This window comes from Schaalia odontolytica, from assembly GCF_005696695.1.
Classification (GTDB): Bacteria; Actinomycetota; Actinomycetes; order Actinomycetales; family Actinomycetaceae; genus Pauljensenia; species Pauljensenia odontolytica_C.
Genome location: NZ_CP040006.1, coordinates 1,781,214 through 1,796,648, shown reverse-complemented (window position 1 = coordinate 1,796,648; position 15,435 = coordinate 1,781,214). Strand labels below are relative to the sequence as shown.

Annotated in this window: 12 protein-coding genes; 8 read left to right on the top strand and 4 right to left on the bottom strand. The window is 62.0% G+C overall.

The genetic code is table 11. From position 1 onward, the window contains the following. The first annotated feature begins 82 nt into the window (after positions 1-82). Positions 83-1,108 carry a hypothetical protein gene (locus FBF35_RS08000; RefSeq protein WP_198528830.1) on the top strand — a complete coding sequence of 342 codons (1,026 nt, stop codon included), beginning with the start codon at positions 83-85 and terminating at the stop codon, positions 1,106-1,108. Positions 1,109-1,203: 95 nt separating this feature from the next. Here the strand turns inward: FBF35_RS08000 and FBF35_RS07995 are convergent, their stop codons facing one another. Next, a complete protein-coding gene (locus tag FBF35_RS07995; RefSeq protein WP_131726607.1) occupies positions 1,204-1,947 on the bottom strand; it encodes a hypothetical protein in 744 nt (247 codons plus the stop codon). A gap of 360 nt (positions 1,948-2,307) precedes the next feature. Here FBF35_RS07995 and FBF35_RS07990 point away from each other — a divergent pair, with 360 nt between their 5' ends. Further along, positions 2,308-3,339: a hypothetical protein gene (locus FBF35_RS07990; RefSeq protein WP_410060503.1), complete on the top strand. Its 1,032-nt coding sequence runs from the start codon at positions 2,308-2,310 to the stop codon at positions 3,337-3,339. A gap of 130 nt (positions 3,340-3,469) precedes the next feature. Next, positions 3,470-4,963 carry an alpha-amylase gene (locus FBF35_RS07985; protein ID WP_060565679.1) on the top strand — a complete coding sequence of 498 codons (1,494 nt, stop codon included), beginning with the start codon at positions 3,470-3,472 and terminating at the stop codon, positions 4,961-4,963. A gap of 90 nt (positions 4,964-5,053) precedes the next feature. Here the strand turns inward: FBF35_RS07985 and FBF35_RS07980 are convergent, their stop codons facing one another. Continuing rightward, the gene (locus tag FBF35_RS07980; protein WP_048672179.1) at positions 5,054-5,872 is read right to left on the bottom strand and encodes a YbjN domain-containing protein; all 819 of its coding nucleotides are present in this window, start codon (positions 5,870-5,872) and stop codon (positions 5,054-5,056) included. Positions 5,873-6,035: 163 nt separating this feature from the next. Here FBF35_RS07980 and FBF35_RS07975 point away from each other — a divergent pair, with 163 nt between their 5' ends. Both FBF35_RS07975 and FBF35_RS07970 read left to right on the top strand, forming a co-directional pair. Continuing rightward, positions 6,036-7,070 (top strand): EcsC family protein, encoded by a 1,035-nt coding sequence (locus FBF35_RS07975; RefSeq protein ID WP_060566394.1) that lies wholly within the window; start codon positions 6,036-6,038, stop codon positions 7,068-7,070. A gap of 65 nt (positions 7,071-7,135) precedes the next feature. Next, on the top strand, positions 7,136-8,224 hold the full coding sequence (locus FBF35_RS07970) for an EcsC family protein (RefSeq protein WP_060565678.1): 1,089 nt from the start codon (positions 7,136-7,138) through the stop codon (positions 8,222-8,224). A gap of 18 nt (positions 8,225-8,242) precedes the next feature. On the opposite strand, the gene FBF35_RS07965 is transcribed toward FBF35_RS07970, so the two are convergent. Beyond that, positions 8,243-11,014 carry a hypothetical protein gene (locus FBF35_RS07965; RefSeq protein WP_060565677.1) on the bottom strand — a complete coding sequence of 924 codons (2,772 nt, stop codon included), beginning with the start codon at positions 11,012-11,014 and terminating at the stop codon, positions 8,243-8,245. Positions 11,015-11,256: 242 nt separating this feature from the next. Between FBF35_RS07965 and FBF35_RS07960 the strand changes: the two genes are divergently transcribed. Then, positions 11,257-11,883, top strand: a complete 627-nt coding sequence (locus FBF35_RS07960) for a GNAT family N-acetyltransferase (protein ID WP_241772505.1) — start codon at positions 11,257-11,259, stop codon at positions 11,881-11,883. A gap of 147 nt (positions 11,884-12,030) precedes the next feature. Beyond that, a complete protein-coding gene (locus tag FBF35_RS07955) occupies positions 12,031-12,486 on the top strand; it encodes a MerR family transcriptional regulator (protein ID WP_060565676.1) in 456 nt (151 codons plus the stop codon). 100 nt (positions 12,487-12,586) lie between these two features. Here FBF35_RS07955 and FBF35_RS07950 read toward each other — a convergent pair whose 3' ends face one another. Further along, the gene (locus FBF35_RS07950; RefSeq protein WP_060565675.1) at positions 12,587-13,750 is read right to left on the bottom strand and encodes a family 20 glycosylhydrolase; all 1,164 of its coding nucleotides are present in this window, start codon (positions 13,748-13,750) and stop codon (positions 12,587-12,589) included. Positions 13,751-13,934: 184 nt separating this feature from the next. Here FBF35_RS07950 and FBF35_RS07945 point away from each other — a divergent pair, with 184 nt between their 5' ends. After that, complete coding sequence (locus tag FBF35_RS07945) at positions 13,935-15,428, top strand: glutamine synthetase family protein (protein ID WP_034511742.1); 1,494 nt, start codon at positions 13,935-13,937, stop codon at positions 15,426-15,428. Positions 15,429-15,435: the final 7 nt, after the last annotated feature.

Genomic DNA, 15,435 nt, shown 5'->3' with positions numbered 1-15,435 from the left:
TGAGTTGCAAGATATGCGTGAGCGGTATTAGAAAATGCGAGATCTGGGGGCCTCTTTAGCTGAGTGGCCCGAGCAGCGGGCGATGGCGCAGGCAAAGCGGGCGTTCGGGTTGTATGGCGACGCGGTGAATAAGGTAGCATTTCAAGAATTTGCTAAATCTGTATCGTCTTCGATACAGGTGTCAAGTGAGGCAACTGTGCATGCCCTAAATCGGTTTTTTCGGCAGCTTGATGATTCGGGCTTGTCATTGATAGAGTCTTATAGGAATACCATTTGTGTAAACAAGTTCAAATTCGAGAATCTGTTTCCATCATTTAGTAATCTGATATTGCCTAGTGTGGCTTTATCCCTGCGTGACTTTGGTGCAAGTTCTGTATTTAATCAGATTGCAATGGCTCAGTCGGCTATTCTAGACCAGGCACGCCATTTAGTGGAGTCGATTGCAAATCTGTCAGACCCTTCGCAACTTGTGTGGCGTTCGCTTCCCTCGAACTTGCAGGATTGTAGCAAAGAGGTCAATCTTGATGAAATAATCTCTTTTGTCCAGCAAGAGGGAATTCCTCTATATTTGGTGCCGCGGAAACGCATTGTCGTGCGTCTCGTTCGAGCACAAAATACGGCTGCGCGGCGTCAGGTGCTAAGTGCGTGTTATGAACAGATAATTGAAGACTGTGTGAGCATTCTTGAAGCTCGCGCAGAGGATTGGGATGGTGATGAGATCGCATTTATTGTTGACGCAATTGGTGCGATGCGGGCTGGTTACGTTCGATCTGCTCAAGCGATGTTGACCGCTGTGCTTGATACTCTAATTCGACGTTTTGTTCCGGATCCGAAGGTGCGTCGCTCTCTCACTAATCATCGGAATGGGGCGAATGTTCCTGATGTGTTTGATGATCTGAGTCTGCGACAGGGGTTAGTCTGGCTGCCAATTTGGAATGCGCATAAGGCATTTTGGGTTGATAAAGGTGATAGTGTTCCACGGGTGTATTCGCGGCATGCAAGTGTTCATGGTGTCTCGAGGCGTCAATTCAGTAAGCGGAACTGTTTGCAGGTATTAATGCTGGTGACTAGTCTTGTTGGGTATCATGTGGGGGATGTTATCGTTTGATCGTTGATCGATTTAGTTTGCTGTCGTTCAATCGTTGGTTGAAGTAGTGTTCTAGCGCATCTTGCTCAGCTTTCGTCATTAGATTCATCTGAGTCTTATGTATTTGGATTATGTTGATCAGGGTCCCATAGTTGCGGTGCCATCGTTTTTGCGACCGTTCCAAAATAATCATTCTGTGCTAGACGATATATAGAGTACCACCAGTTAGATAATTCATCTGCTATCCAGTTGTTTGTGCGCTTGACATAGTCGTCTATCTCTGCGTTTTCTGTTGGTATTTGTTTGAATTCATCAATTGTGGAGGTGATGTGGTCTTCTAGGTCTTCCCATAATTTCAGTGGCGCCTCTCTATCTCTGTTGTTTCCAGTTGCGAGTATGTCTAAGTAGTAAAAGCGGCCGGAGTTGCCGTAGCAAGCAAGTTTTTTGAAAAGTAATGGGATGATACTGCTCGTTGTAATTTTTGTTGCGAGTTCCTGTGTGTAGTTGCTGCTTCTTCCACTGTGAAGGCTGTCTGATATTATGGTGTTGATCCTTTCATTTAAGTTCTCTATGTCGTGTCCCCAGTCCCTGCTGAGTGTGTGTTTGGAAGGCCACTGTCCTGATTCTTCTATCGTGTTGCAGCCTAGAATTACCTTTAGTAGTTTTTCAACTCCAATACTTCCGAGTGTGAATGTTGTATCTGCATCGTTGGCGAGGTACTTCATATTGCGTATAGATGTTATGCAGTCGCGCAGAAGATTCTTTGCGGACGTTGCTTCTTGGATTAATGCCAGCGCTTGTGTGCGTGAGAGTGATGGGTGCAGGCTGGATTCATTTTTGCATGGGGGAATTGTTGTCATTTCTGCTTTCCTGTATGTGGTAGCGTGTAGCATTTCCAGTTGCCGAATATTTATGCCCTTCGAGGATGTGGTTTGGCTACTTCTCTTCGTGGGAGCAGGCGTTCATATTGTGTGAAATTGTAACTTACAGTATGTATTTTCATGCCTCTGATTTGGGTGTCTAGATTGTTGGTCCTGTGGGACGGGTTGAAGGGGCAGCAGCGAGGATCCACATGCGACCAGAGTATGTCCGTTCCTGACGTCCTCGCACCCGAGCTAAATGACGGTGTGTTGTGAGCGCCATCATGGAGGATAACTAGGTTATTGTTGTCGCGTATACAGGCCTAGTGCTGAGGCGACAACGGGGTGTAAAGGAATGACATGTGGGGCAGCCTCAATAAACCTGGCGCACATGGTGAAAACGTCGGAGATGGGCGAGACCTGCAGCGTGAAACAAGCGGTGGGGAGTTGACGGCAGCTCAACGGAGCGAGGCTGAGCAGCGTGCTCTCGAGTTCCTGGCGAAGGTCGTACGCGTGCCCGGCGTGCGCGTCAACCGCGAGGAGTTCCTGCGCCAGGAGCTGCGCAAGCTCCGCATGGGTGACGACGCAATCGCACGTGCAATCGACTCGAGCCCGTTGCTCGCCGGCGTCTCCCTGACCGAGATCGACAAACTCGCGGAGGAAGCGATCTCCTACGAGACGAACAAGTCGGCGGCCATCTCCTTCGTCGCGGGTATCCCCGGCGGCTTCGCGATGCTCGGCACCATCCCCGCGGACCTGATGCAGTACTACGCGCACGCGCTGAGGATCATGCAAAAGCTCGCCTACCTGTACGGCTGGGGAGATCTCCTCCCGGACGGCCGAGACGCTGACGATGACACGCTCGGCGTACTCGCCGTGTTTTTCGGCGTCATGCTGGGGGTTGGGGGCGCCGCCCAATCCCTCACGGCGTTCGCGCGCGTGGCTGCCAAGACCGCCTACCAGAATCACGCGACCAAGCGCGCCCTCATGAGTATCACCTGGTACCCGGTCGTCAAGCACAGCCTGCGCCTCATCGGCATCAACATCACGAAGAGCACCGCCGCCAAGGGATTCTCGAAGATCGTCCCCGTCATCGGCGGATTCGTATCGAGTGGCCTGACCTTCATGGCCCTTCAGTCCCAGTCCGCGCTCCTCAAAGAGCACCTGCGCGAGATCCCGCCTCCCGGCGTCGACGTCGACGAGTGGGACCGGCATCGCCTCGGCGTGACCAGGCAGGGACAGACACCTGAGACGGCGACGACTATCAAGAAGGGGCTGCGCGGCAAAGCGAAGGTCGTGATGGTCGGTGCTAAGAGCGCGGCCTCGGGTATCGCCGACGGCGCCTCCAGCCTCTCCGGGGGCCTGAAGGGGCGCCTCGGGCGCCGCAAGTAATGACATCACCGACGAGGCCGGGGCTGGGACCGCGCTTAATCGTGATGCTTAGCCCCGGCCTCGTTACCGTGTATATCCCGCCACTGTTTCCCATTCTCGCGCGCCCGGGAGAGAGAAAACCTGCCACCATATGCGGGTGAATGAGACGACGAAACCGGCCCTGGCCTCGTCCCAGACTGAGGCCGGCCCTCTGATCTTGCAGGCATTCGCCTGGGACATGGCACCGGACGCCAGCCACTGGCGCTACCTCGCCGAGCACGCCCGGGCGATCGCGGACCTGGGCGTCACTATTGTCTGGCTGCCGCCTGCCTACAAGGGGCACGAGGGCATCAACGACGTCGGCTACGGCGTCTACGACCTGTACGACCTGGGCGAGTTCGACCAGAGGGGCTCCGTGCCCACGAAGTACGGGACGAAAGACGAGTACCTGGCCGCCATCGAGGCCCTGCACGAGGCGGGAATCGCCGTGTGCGCCGACATCGTCCTCAACCACCGCATGGGCGCCGACGCGACCGAGACCGTGCGAGCCACCCCGATCAATCCCCAGAACCGTCACGAGGCGATCGGCGAGCCCGAGACGATCGAGGCGTGGACCCGCTTCACATTCCCGGGGCGCGCCGGCGTGTACTCGGACTTCACGTGGGACTGGACGTGCTTCCACGGCATCGACTGGGATGAAGCCACGAAACGCAACGGCCTGTGGCTCTTCGAAGGCAAGCAGTGGAACGATTCCGTCGACACCGAGTTCGGCAACTTCGACTACCTGATGGGCTGCGACGTGCACGTCACCGACCCCCGCGTCAGCGAGGAGCTGGACCGCTGGGGCAAGTGGTACGTCGAGACGACCGGCGTGGACGGGCTGCGCCTGGACGCCGTCAAGCACGTCGGATCGGACTTCTACGCCCGCTGGCTCGAAGACCTGCGCGCCTCCACGGGGCGCCGCCTGCCCGCAGTCGGCGAGTACTGGAGCGGCGACGTGCGCGAGCTCGAGGGCTACCTGGAGCGGGTCCCCAACGTCATGCTCTTTGACGTTCCTCTGCACTATCACCTCCATCAGGCCTCGGTCTCGGATGGCAACGTGGACCTGGCGCGCCTGTGGGAGAACACGCTGACCGCCTCCCATCCGGACAAGTCAGTCACTTTCGTCGAAAACCACGACACGCAGCCCGGCCAGTCCCTGGCCTCCACGGTCGCCCCCTGGTTCAAGGCGGCCGCCTACGCCATCATCCTCTTCAACGAGGCCGGGGTTCCCTGCGTTTTCTGGGGTGACCTTCTGGGTTCCCCCGAGTCTGACGACCTGCCCGCCGTGCGTGAGCTGCCGGTCCTCATGAGTATCCGAGCCCGCGCGGCTGTCGGCCCGCAGCACAGTGCTTTCGATGACCCCGACGTGGTGGGCTTTGCCCGCGAAGGCAAGGAGGAGATCCCCGGCTCCGGCTGCGCCGTCATCCTCTCCGACCGAATGGCAGCCGAGAAGACCCTCTACGTGGGAACGCGCCACGCAGGCCAGGAGTGGGAGTGCATCCTCGGAGGCCACCCGTCCGTGCGCGTCGCGGATGACGGGATCCTCACGGGTGTGGTCAGCGACGGCGGCCTCAGCGTCTACGTGCCCCGCCGCAGCGAGTAGGGCATTGGCGCAGCGCGTCGGGCAGTGACCGTATAACGAACCCCGGCCTCGTCCGAAAAGACGAGGCCGGGGAACGTTTCTGTGCGAGCGTTACTCGCTTGCGCCACCCAGCGCGGGGATGCGCTCGATCTGCTCCTTGAAGAAGGACTCGGACGCGGAGATGAAACGGTCGATGTTGATCGACACCTGCGCGTCAGTCATGCCGTAGCGAGATGAGACGAACTGCTCGGCGCACACGCGCTGCGTGCCGTCATCCAGCGTCGCCACGTAGACCTTGGGCCACTTGGTGGCCGCGTTCCAGTCGTTGCACGCCTGGATGAGGCGCGGGCGCAGCTCCATTGATACATCCTCGCGGATGCCGCCCCACATGCTCAGGTCCGCGCCGTCGTCGATCACGGAGAACACGTAGTATCCGTTCGTGAAGCCCGTGCGCAGGCGATTGTCCTCAACGTCGTACCTGTAGTCGTTGCGCTCGAAGAAGTCGATAAGTGCACGCATATCGAGGGGGCGCACGACTGTGCGACGCTCGAGGGCGCGCTTGCACTCCTCGATGACCTGCGGAGCGTCCTCGTGGGTCGGGTCCATCGCGAGGCACTGCTCCAGGTACGTCATGGCGCTTTCTTCCTCGTCCTGCCAGTACAGGGCGGTGCCAATGCGGTAGTACCACTGCGGGTCCGCCATGCCCTCAGCCTCAACGCTGCGCAGCAGCTCCACCGCGTGCTTGATGTGCTCCTGGAAAGAATCCATGTAGGGCTGGGCGTAATTGATGTAGGCGCGCGCCAGAAGGCTCGTCAGCTCGTAGTCCATCGCGGCCGGGGGCTGGCCCTCGATGAGCGCGATGATCTTCTGGTGTTCCTTCTCCTCATGGAGAAGAGCGATCTGGTTGATGAGCGACTCACGAGATTCCACGGAAGCTCCTTCGTATCGAGGCCGAATCTGACTACCAGGTCACAAGCATAACAGGGGACGCGGCGGCGCTACAGCCTCGCAGGCGGCCCTCACTGTGTAGTGTTGGTGAGTTAGCGACCGCGAGAGAAACGGGGAGAGCATGTCTGACGATCTGCGTGCACGCATGAGCGAGTCCGACGCCGCCCACTGGGACGAAATCCAGCGGTGGAAGGACACGCAGATGCGCCCGATGCGCCCCCGAGTCATCTCCCAGCGCGTCCGCTCGGCGGCCCTCGCGCCCCTGGGTAAGGCGGTGTCCATCGCGCGCAAGGTGCCCGGCGGCGAGGCGCTCACCCGCACCGTGTCCTCCGCTGCCCTCGGCCTCGTGGAGCTGGCAGCATCCGCGTCCGAGGCCTCGGTGCGCCGCAAGCGCATCCTGAAGGCCTACCGTTCCGCGGGCTTTGACGTGCGGACCCTGCAGGACATCCGCTCTCTGACGCTCGACGACATCCTCGCCGTCAAGCCCCGCCTGAGCCTGGCCTACTCGACGACCGCGGCCGCCGAGGGCGCGGTAAGCGGCGTGTTCGCCTCGGGTGGTTCCGTTGCCGCAGTGCTTGGCATGGGCGTGGCTTCCGCCCCGGGAGTGGGCGTCACGGCCTCGGCGATCGCCGTTGATATCACGAGCTTCCTGGCCGCCGCGACCCGCCTCGTTGCGCACACGGCCGCCTACTACGGCTACGACTCGGAGGACCCCACCGAGCGGCTCTTTTCCACGATGGTGCTCTCTCAGGCGATCGATCCGACGGGCAGCGGCCACGATTTCGTCGTTGAAAAGCAAGCGACGATGCTGGCCTTCAACAAGGTGATGCGCGACCTCGCCCGGCGCGGTTCGCTCGACGGCCTCGGCGGCAACGTGGTCGTGAGCGCGATGAACTCCCTCTTCAGTGCGATGGGTGTGCGCCTGGCGTCGCGCAAGCTCGCGCAGATCGTCCCCGTCGCGGGCGTCGTCGTGAGCGCCGGGCTCAATGCCGCCCTCATGCGCACCATTGGCGAGACCGCCGATCACCTGTATCGCGAGCGCTTCCTCGCGGAACGCTACGGCCACGTGGAGGCTGCCGACGGTGCCTCGACAGACCTGGTGAGGACAGCCGATACCCAGGAGCTGAGCGCCGACATCGCGCGCTACGTGGAGATCGCCGAGGCCGAGAGCCGCCCGTAGGAGAGCGGCAGTCTCGCTCCCGCGGTTCCATGAAGTCGCGATTGTTGGCCGTGTAGGCTGGGGGTATGCCGGATTGTTCAGAAGAAGCGAACAGCACAGCTGACGACATACGTGGCCGCATGACCGGTGACGATCGTGCGCAGTGGGATGCGATCCAAGAATGGAAGGCCGCTCAGATCAGCCCGCGCAGTCCTCGCGTCATCACTCAGCGCATCCGTTCGTACGTGCTCGCCCCTTTGAAAAAGACGGTCGACCTCGCGCGCAAGGTGCCCGGCGGGGCCGCGATTGCGGATAAGACCTCATCGGCTGTCCTGGGACTCGTCGAGAAGGCAACGTCAGCCGCCGAATCCTCAGTTCCGCGAAAGCGAATTGTGAGGGCGTATCGCCGGGCCGGCAACGACGTGGAGTGTCTCGAGGACATCCGAAACCTGAACCTGGCTGAGATCCAATCGGTCAGGCCCCACCTGAAGGTCGGATACGCCGTTGCTACCGCGACCGAGGGAGCGGTGAGCAGCATATTCGCGACGGGAGGGTCGGTCGCTGCTCTCCTCGGTCTGGGCATCGCATCGGCGCCCGGCATCGGCGTGATCGTGGGGGCGATCGGCCTCGATATCGCGACGTTCTTGGCCTCCTCTGCGCGCCTCGTGTCGCACACGGCCGCGTATTACGGGTATGACACGAAGGACCCCGCAGAAAAGCTGTTTTCCGCGATGGTTTTATCCCAGGCGATCGCCCCTCGTAGCACGGTTGGTGACCATGCCGTCGAGAAGGAGACCTCGATGCGCATGTTCAACAAGGTGGTGCGTAAGCTCACCAAACGCGGATCGATGGAGAGCGTCGGGAACAATGCGCTGACGGCGTCCGTGAACTCCTTGTTCGCGGCACTGGGCGCGCGTCTCGTCGGCCTGAAGATGGCGCAGATCCTGCCGATTATCGGCATCATCATCGGCATGGCCCTGAACGCATCCCTCATCCGTACCATCGGGGTGACAGCGGACAACCTCTACCGAGAGCGCCTCCTGTTGGAGCGCTACGGACAGGAAGAGGCGGATGTAGAGGCCGAGGCCGCGTCCGATGGGGCAGACAATCCAGATGATCTGGATGAGGAGCTCGCGCACTACGTCGAGTTTGCCGAGGCCGAGAGCCGCCTATAGGCGCTCCCCGGCGCTCGGTTAGCTGCGCGAGTTCCAGTTCTGCCAGTCGTTCCAATCGTCCTCGTCCTGCGCGTCGACTGAAATCATCGGCGCGTGAGAGGACTCGATCGGCTCATCGATCTCGGGTTCGGGCGAGGTGGCGGCCTCGTTGCGCTTCTTGCGACGCTTGCCCCAGCCCCACAGCCTGCGGCGCTTCTTGTCATCTTCCTGCTCGCGCGGGGCTTCCTTCTTCTGGGAGATTTCCGCGTTCCAGTCCTCCTGGAAGGGGGTCGCAGCGGCCGGCGCCTGGAAGGGGGCAGGCATCTGCGGGGATGCGGGGGCCTGCGGCTGCTCGACGACCGAAGGCATAGCGGGCGCACTCTGCTCGAACGGAGCCGGCGTCATCGGGGGAGTAGACACCTGAGGGGTGGGCTCGGACTGTTGCACCGGCGCGGCCGGCTCGGGCGTCCCCCAGTCCGCGGGCCTCACTCGACGAACACGACGAATCTGCGCGGTCGGCATCTCCGCGTCATCAATAAACGACATCGACGAGGCCGGGGCGGGTTCCGCGACGGGCTCCGGCTGGGCAATCGGCTCGGGCTCGGGTTCCGCGACGGGCTCGGGTTCGACGACCGCGACGGGTTCAGGCTCGACGACCACGACGGGTTCGGGTTCCACGATCGGCTCGGGTTCCACGATCGGCTCGGGCTCCACGAACAGTTCGGGTTCCGGCTCGATAATCGGCTCGGGTTCGACGATCGGTTCGGGCTCGACCATAGCGACCGGCCCGGGCTCCACGAACAGTTCGGGTTCGGGTTCCGCGATGGGTTCGGGTTCGACGACCGCGACGGGTTCGGGTTCCGCGACGGGTTCCGGCTCGACCACAGCGACCGGCTCGGGCTCGACCACCGCGATAGGCTCGGGTTCCGGCTCGATGATCGGTTCGGGCTCGACCACAGCGACCGGTTCGGGTTCGATGATCGGTTCGGGCTCGACCACAGCGACCGGTTCGGGTTCGATGATCGGTTCGGGCTCGACCACAGCGACCGGTTCGGGTTCGATGATCGGTTCGGGCTCGACCACAGCGACGGGTTCCGGTTCGACGATCGGCTCGGGTTCCGCGACGGGCTCGGGTTCCGCGACCGGCTTGGGTTCGACGACCGCGACGGGCTCGGGCATCGGAATAGCAGCCTGGCGGACCTTCGGGATCAGCATCGTCTCGGGTGCGTCGACGGCGCTCGTGGGAGGCGGCGGCACGGGCGGAGCGGGAGGCGCGGGCACGGGAATCGGCACCTGCTGTGCTGCAGGTGCTTCTTCGGGGGCCGGAATAGGCTGAGGAACGTGCGCGTCGCGGACCGCCTGACGCTGCGAACGTCTGCTCGGGAACGCCGGCTGAGCGTCTGTCGCTGGCTGAGCCTCCGAGGCCTGGCGCGAACGACGACGAAGCGAGGAATCAGAGGCGGACTCCGTGTGAGTCTCTCGCTGCGGTGCCGATGCTGCGGCCTGTGGCGCCGGCACGATGGGCTGGGACGCTTGCGTGGGTGTCGGAGTGGTGGCTGGGGTAGGCGCGACGGTATGAGCCTGCGGGGAAACAGGGGGAGCGACCGGGGCCGCGCTGCGCTGAGAAACGCCAGTCATCGGGGCCTGGAAGGGGCCGCTGGACATGCCGGCGCCAGGCATCGGCTGGCCGGCCATCGGCTGGGTGGGGCGCTCGGGGAAGACTGCAGGCCTGTGGTCCTTGCGTGAGCGTCGCCTCTTGGGAGCCTCCGGGGTCGCAGCTGCGGGAGCGGCGGTGGGCGTTGGGCGCGACTTGTGCTCCCACGTGAAACCGGTGTCGCGCGGTGTCGGCTGTGGAGGATTCATCGAGGCCGAAGGACGCTCGGTGGGAGTCGGAGCAGGAGCGGACGTAGGGGCGGGCGCAATCGGTGTCGGAGGAGCGTGACGCTCCACGCCCTCGTTCCCACGAGCAGGAGAGGGAGCGCGTACATGAGAAGCCGGGGCTGTAGCCTGCGTTCCGGATGTGGCTTTCTTGCCGCGCTTGGCGCGCACAACGTAGACGACAACCACGATGCCGATGACGAGAAGGACGAGGCCAACGATGAGACCAATGAGAAGAGCGATCGGAGGATCGGAGGACTCGGGTGCGGCGGCAGCGCCCGCCGTCGGCGCTGCGCTCGGGCTCGCCGAGGCCGAGGCAGGCATCGGGGTCACGCCCCACGGATCCTTCAGTGCATTCGTCGTCGCCGCGGCACTGGGGTCTCCGCCAGGGGTGAGAGAGCCCTTCACGGTGATTATTTGGGGCACGGTGTCGGTCCACGAAGTGACGGAAAACGTGCGGCCCTCGTACGTCGTTGCAGACGTGGAAGCGCCCGCAGTGGCGGACTGCACCTCTCCCTCGACGCTCAGGGACAGAGACTTCAGCGTCAAGTCCGGGTGGAACAACTTTCGAGACTCGGTGAGCGTGCGCTCGGCGTGAGCAGTCATGACGAACTCGCCGGAGTCCTCAATGGAGAACTCAGATTCATTCTCCGCATTCGTGTACATGAGCTGCATGTGGCACACGGTTGCGTCGTCGCGCGTCACGAACTCGACATGCTGGTCCGATGATTTACCGGCGTAGGGCTGGCACGCCGACTCACTCATTGTCCGGGACGGATCAATGATGGTCAGTGTGTCGACGAGCTGGCCGTCCTTGGTCAGGACGAACGCCTCCGACAACGTCGGCCCGTCGGCGGCGTAGGCTCCCGACGGTAGCGTCGACACGATGAGTAGTGCCCCGAGCGTGGCGCACAGGGCGCGAAAGAGTCGCATGCAGTCCTCCTGTTATGAACCACTCGATTATCGTCCGTTCGTGGATACAAAGCAACGAGGGGGAGTGTGCGCGAGAATGCCTGACCGATCGTCAAATGAAAGAAGGCCGAGTGACAAAGAGAAACACGCCTCGTTGACAAGGCTAGATCGGTGTCTATCCCGTAGGATGACAGGTATCTACCTGTAGTTCGGTTTTCGATAGAAAATTGCCCATACGTCCATGTTGATGAAGGAGGTGGCCCGTGAAGTGTCGACCCGCTACGCGCGACGATATTCCCGAAATGACGCGCATTATTACCGAGGGGTTCCTCGACTATCCGCTGCATATCATGCTCAAGCCCTACCTCTACCAGCCGGACCGTTACCCGCAATGTCTGGCCGCGATCAATCGGATGCTTGCGTCCTCCTATCAGTGGGCACGGCACGCACTTGTCGTGGAGCATGAGGGGCGAGTTGTCGCAACGGCGCTGATGCATGATCGCAAGGTTGGCGTGGTGCGTAGCTTTGTCAGTGGAGGCTATGAGCTCTTCCGCTATGCTTCCCCGCGCCTCGTGGCTGATTTTGTCGACGTGACCGACCGATCTGATCAGATCGCCATCGATAATGGCGATTTCGACTGGTATCTCGAGGTGCTCTCCGTCGATTCGAGCATGCGTGGCCGCGGCGTGGGGCGTTGGCTGGTCTCCAAGGTCTTGCCGGATTTCGTGGCGAAGCGCGGTGGGCGCGCCTACGGCTTCGTGACCTCGACGGAAAAGAATGCGCGTTTCTATCTCAATGGCGGTTGTGAACTCCTCGACCGCGTCGATGTGCATATGCGCGAGGAGACCTGTCCGATCTGGGCTTTTGAGAGGCGTGCGGAGCTTCTCTAACGCTGGTGCATGCAGACGTTTTGCGCCGTTTCTCAACCCTGCGTGGCAATAGATGAGCGATTGCGCCTTTGTGCAGGTCGCAGCGCGTGATGCACGTCCCGCACTTCCGCTTGACTTCAAGGACTTGAGGTCTTTTAGGGTGAAGTCATGGCAGGGACTCGCTCCGGGCGCACGTACTCCATCAAGGAGGTAGCGGCGCTCGTTGGGCTGCCCGCGTCCACCCTGCGTTACTACGAGGATGTGAGCGTCATTCCCGCCATCGCGCGTGACCCTTCGAGCGGTCATCGCATCTATCAGGAAGACGACCTTGAGCTGTTGACGTGGGTGTCATGCCTGTCGGCGTCCGGCATGTCGATTGCTGATATGCGTGAGTACGTTCGCTCGGGCCTTGGTGGTGAGCGTGATATTTCCGAGTTCATCACCTTGCTGGAGCAGCAGGATGAGCGGCTGCGGGAAGAGGCGCAGATTCTTGAGCTGCGTCGCGAGTTCTTGCGGACGAAAGTTTCCTACTGGCGTGCGATCAGGGGTGGGGACACCCAGGAAGCCGAGCGTTTGGACGCTGCGGCGCGTGCGCTTGCTGAGCGCCTGAAAGCCTGGTCGTAACGCCTTCATAGTCCTAGTGGGGCGGGTTCATGCCTGCTCCGAATCCTGCCCCGCTAGGGGGCACGGGGCCGCGCATTCGACTCGGGTGCGCGGCCCTTCATCATGGCCGCTGCGGATTCCAGTAGGGGATGGTGTGCCGCAGGTGTGCCATCTCGTGTTCGACGAGGGGTGCCAGCTTGTCCCAGGGCAGGGCGTCCTCCCCGTGCCACGCTGCTTCCGCGACGACGATGAGCCTGGGGAGGAGGTGGTAGAAGAGGAGGTCTGGGGTGGTGACGCTTGAGGACCATGCCACGGCCTCGACTCCTTTCAGCCGCTCCCCGTGCAACGCCTGGGTGAGGTCGTCGAAGAGGGCGTGGGCGGGCTCGAGGGGGCTGTTAGTTCGCCCGGGGTGGCTGAGGGTGAGAATGTCGGCGTCCGCCAGGATCCACGGCGCTCCAGAGGATTCGGCGGCCTGGCGGCCAGTGTTCCCGGGACAGTGGGCAAGGAGAGTGGTTCCCGGTGGAGGGGTCGGATATGTCCTCGTGAAGGAATCCCAGGCGGCCGCGCGCCTGCCGTGAAAGTGGAGGGTGCGCAGTGCCCGGTCGATAAAGAGTCGTTCAATCGCTGCGCCGGAGGTGAGGCCTGCGCGCATCAGCGAGAGGTCGGATTCCCATGGCCCCCAGTCGGTCGATGCTCCCCCGATGTGGATGGTTGGTGAGGGGAAGAGAGAGCAGGCGTGATGGAATACTGCTTCGACGAAGCTGAGAGAGGCGGCACTGGGCCAGAGCGTTTCGTTGACCCCTTGGGCTGCCTTATTGACGAGGGTGGGGTTTCCCAGGTGGGGATAGGCGCGGATCGCGGCTCCGGCGTGGGAGGGGATGGAAATTTCCGGAACGATGCGGATGTCGCGCGCCGCTGCAAAGTTGACGAGGTGGCGAATGTTGGCGTCCGAGTAGAAACCTTGGGTCGAGTGTGCAGGTGTGAGGCGCCATGAGCCTTTTCGGCCGGGGGCACACTCGGGGTCGTACCAGTCGCTGGGCTGCCGTGGGATGTTTCCGCCGATCGCTGTCAGCATGGGGTATCCGGGCACGCGCATGCGCCACCCGGTGTTGTCGGTGAGGTGCCAGTGCAAGACGTTGAATCGGTAACGCGCCATGACGGTCAGGAGCAATTCCATGGTGGGGACCGGCCAGAATGTGCGCGCCGAATCGACGAGGAGACCGCGCCATGAGCAAGCGGGCGGTCTGGTTGTGTCGTGGGGAAGGCGGGGGTGAGTGGTCGCCATGGCGGCTCCTTGGGCTTGGGTACAAAAAGTGTAACAAGCGTCACTAATGGCGCGGAGTGTTTTCGTTCGTCAATCTGCGGAATTGTTGGAAGGGCGCGATTATCTCCCGCCTGTCAGGTTTGTTGAACGGGGCTACAATGGTCGTGCTCATGTGAACCCAGTCATGCTCAAAGAGGAGTGCTTCATGCTGTCGACCGACACCGTTTCCCTCAGTCCAAATCCCCTCGTTGCTGCCCTTGGAAAGCCGGCGAAGGAATTTACGAAAGCCGACATCATCGGCTATATCGAGGACAACGGCATCAGGATGCTCAACCTGCGCTACATCGGAGGGGATGGTCGCCTGAAGACACTCAACTTCGCGATCCAATCCAAGGCGCACCTGGATCGTGTGCTGACGCTGGGGGAACGCGTCGACGGCTCGTCGCTCTTCGCCTTCGTCGAGGCAACCTCCTCGGATCTGTACGTCGTGCCCCGCCTGGCCACGTCCTTCCTCAACCCCTTCTCGCACATTCCGACCCTGGATATCCTGTGCGGCTTCTACGACGTCGACGGCAAGCCCCTGGCCTCGGCGCCGCAGGAGATTCTGCGCAAGGCCCAGCGCGCCCTGAAGGAGGAGACGGGCTGCGAGCTGCAGGCCCTCGGCGAACTCGAGTACTACCTCTTCTCCGACGAGGAGGACCTGTTCCCCGTTGAACCGCAGCGCGGCTACCACGAATCGGGCCCCTTCTCGAAGTGGGAGAGCGTGCGTACGGAAACCCTCTTGCACCTGGTGTCCATGGGATGCTCGGTCAAGTACGCCCACTCGGAGGTCGGTAACTTCGTGTCCGACGGTCGTCAGATGGTCCAGCAGGAGATCGAATTCCTGCCCGTGGACGCCCTGGATGCCGCCGACCAGATGGTGCTCGCCAAGTGGGTGCTGCGCGAGGTAGCCCACTCCTACGGCATTCACGTCTCTTTCTCGCCGAAGATCGCGGTTGGACAGGCAGGGTCGGGCATGCACTTCCACACCCGCCTCGTCAAGGACGGTGTCAACCAGTTCTCGACCGGATCGGGCCTGACGGAAACGGCCCTGAAGGTCATCGGCGGTTACCTGTCGCATGCCGCTTCCCTGACCGCCTTTGGCAACACGGTCCCCACCTCCTTCCTGCGCCTCGTGCCGCACCAGGAGGCCCCCACGGCGATTTGCTGGGGCGACCGTAACCGCTCCGTCCTCGTGCGCGTGCCCCTGGGATGGCAGAACATCGACGACTCGATGTTCCGTGACGCGAACCCCGCCGAGCCTCCCATTGACGAGCTGCCGAACGACTCCCAAACGGTCGAGCTGCGCAGCCCCGACGGTTCCGCGGCCGTCCACCTGCTGCTGGCCGGTATCGCTGTTGCGGCGCGCATTGGCCTGACCGAACCGGGCATGGCCGACTACGCGCGCGAGCGCAAGGTCGACGGCGACGCCTCGCAGACCCCCGACCTCGATCAGCTGCCCGGCTCCTGCTTCGAGGCCGCCGGTAGGCTCCTCACCCAGCGCGAGGACTACGAGGCGAAGGGCGTGTTCCCCGCCGGCCTCATTGATTCGTGGGCGTCTCACCTGGTTGCGCTCGGAGACATGCACCTGCGCGACGACCTGGCCGACTCGCGTATTTCGGTGGAAGAACTCGTCGAACGCTACTTCCACATCGGCTAACGGCACG

What these genes read in the sequence shown, in the direction of transcription:
- FBF35_RS07990 (WP_410060503.1), top strand. Translation starts at nt 2,308, where the DNA reads ATGTGGGGCAGCCTCAATAAACCTGGCGCACATGGTGAAAACGTCGGA.
- FBF35_RS07970 (WP_060565678.1), top strand. Translation starts at nt 7,136, where the DNA reads ATGCCGGATTGTTCAGAAGAAGCGAACAGCACAGCTGACGACATACGT.
- FBF35_RS07955 (WP_060565676.1), top strand. Translation starts at nt 12,031, where the DNA reads ATGGCAGGGACTCGCTCCGGGCGCACGTACTCCATCAAGGAGGTAGCG.
- FBF35_RS07985 (WP_060565679.1), top strand. Translation starts at nt 3,470, where the DNA reads ATGCGGGTGAATGAGACGACGAAACCGGCCCTGGCCTCGTCCCAGACT.
- FBF35_RS07965 (WP_060565677.1), bottom strand. Translation starts at nt 11,014, where the DNA reads ATGCGACTCTTTCGCGCCCTGTGCGCCACGCTCGGGGCACTACTCATC.
- FBF35_RS08000 (WP_198528830.1), top strand. Translation starts at nt 83, where the DNA reads ATGGCGCAGGCAAAGCGGGCGTTCGGGTTGTATGGCGACGCGGTGAAT.
- FBF35_RS07950 (WP_060565675.1), bottom strand. Translation starts at nt 13,750, where the DNA reads ATGGCGACCACTCACCCCCGCCTTCCCCACGACACAACCAGACCGCCC.
- FBF35_RS07975 (WP_060566394.1), top strand. Translation starts at nt 6,036, where the DNA reads ATGAGCGAGTCCGACGCCGCCCACTGGGACGAAATCCAGCGGTGGAAG.
- FBF35_RS07945 (WP_034511742.1), top strand. Translation starts at nt 13,935, where the DNA reads ATGCTGTCGACCGACACCGTTTCCCTCAGTCCAAATCCCCTCGTTGCT.
- FBF35_RS07995 (WP_131726607.1), bottom strand. Translation starts at nt 1,947, where the DNA reads ATGACAACAATTCCCCCATGCAAAAATGAATCCAGCCTGCACCCATCA.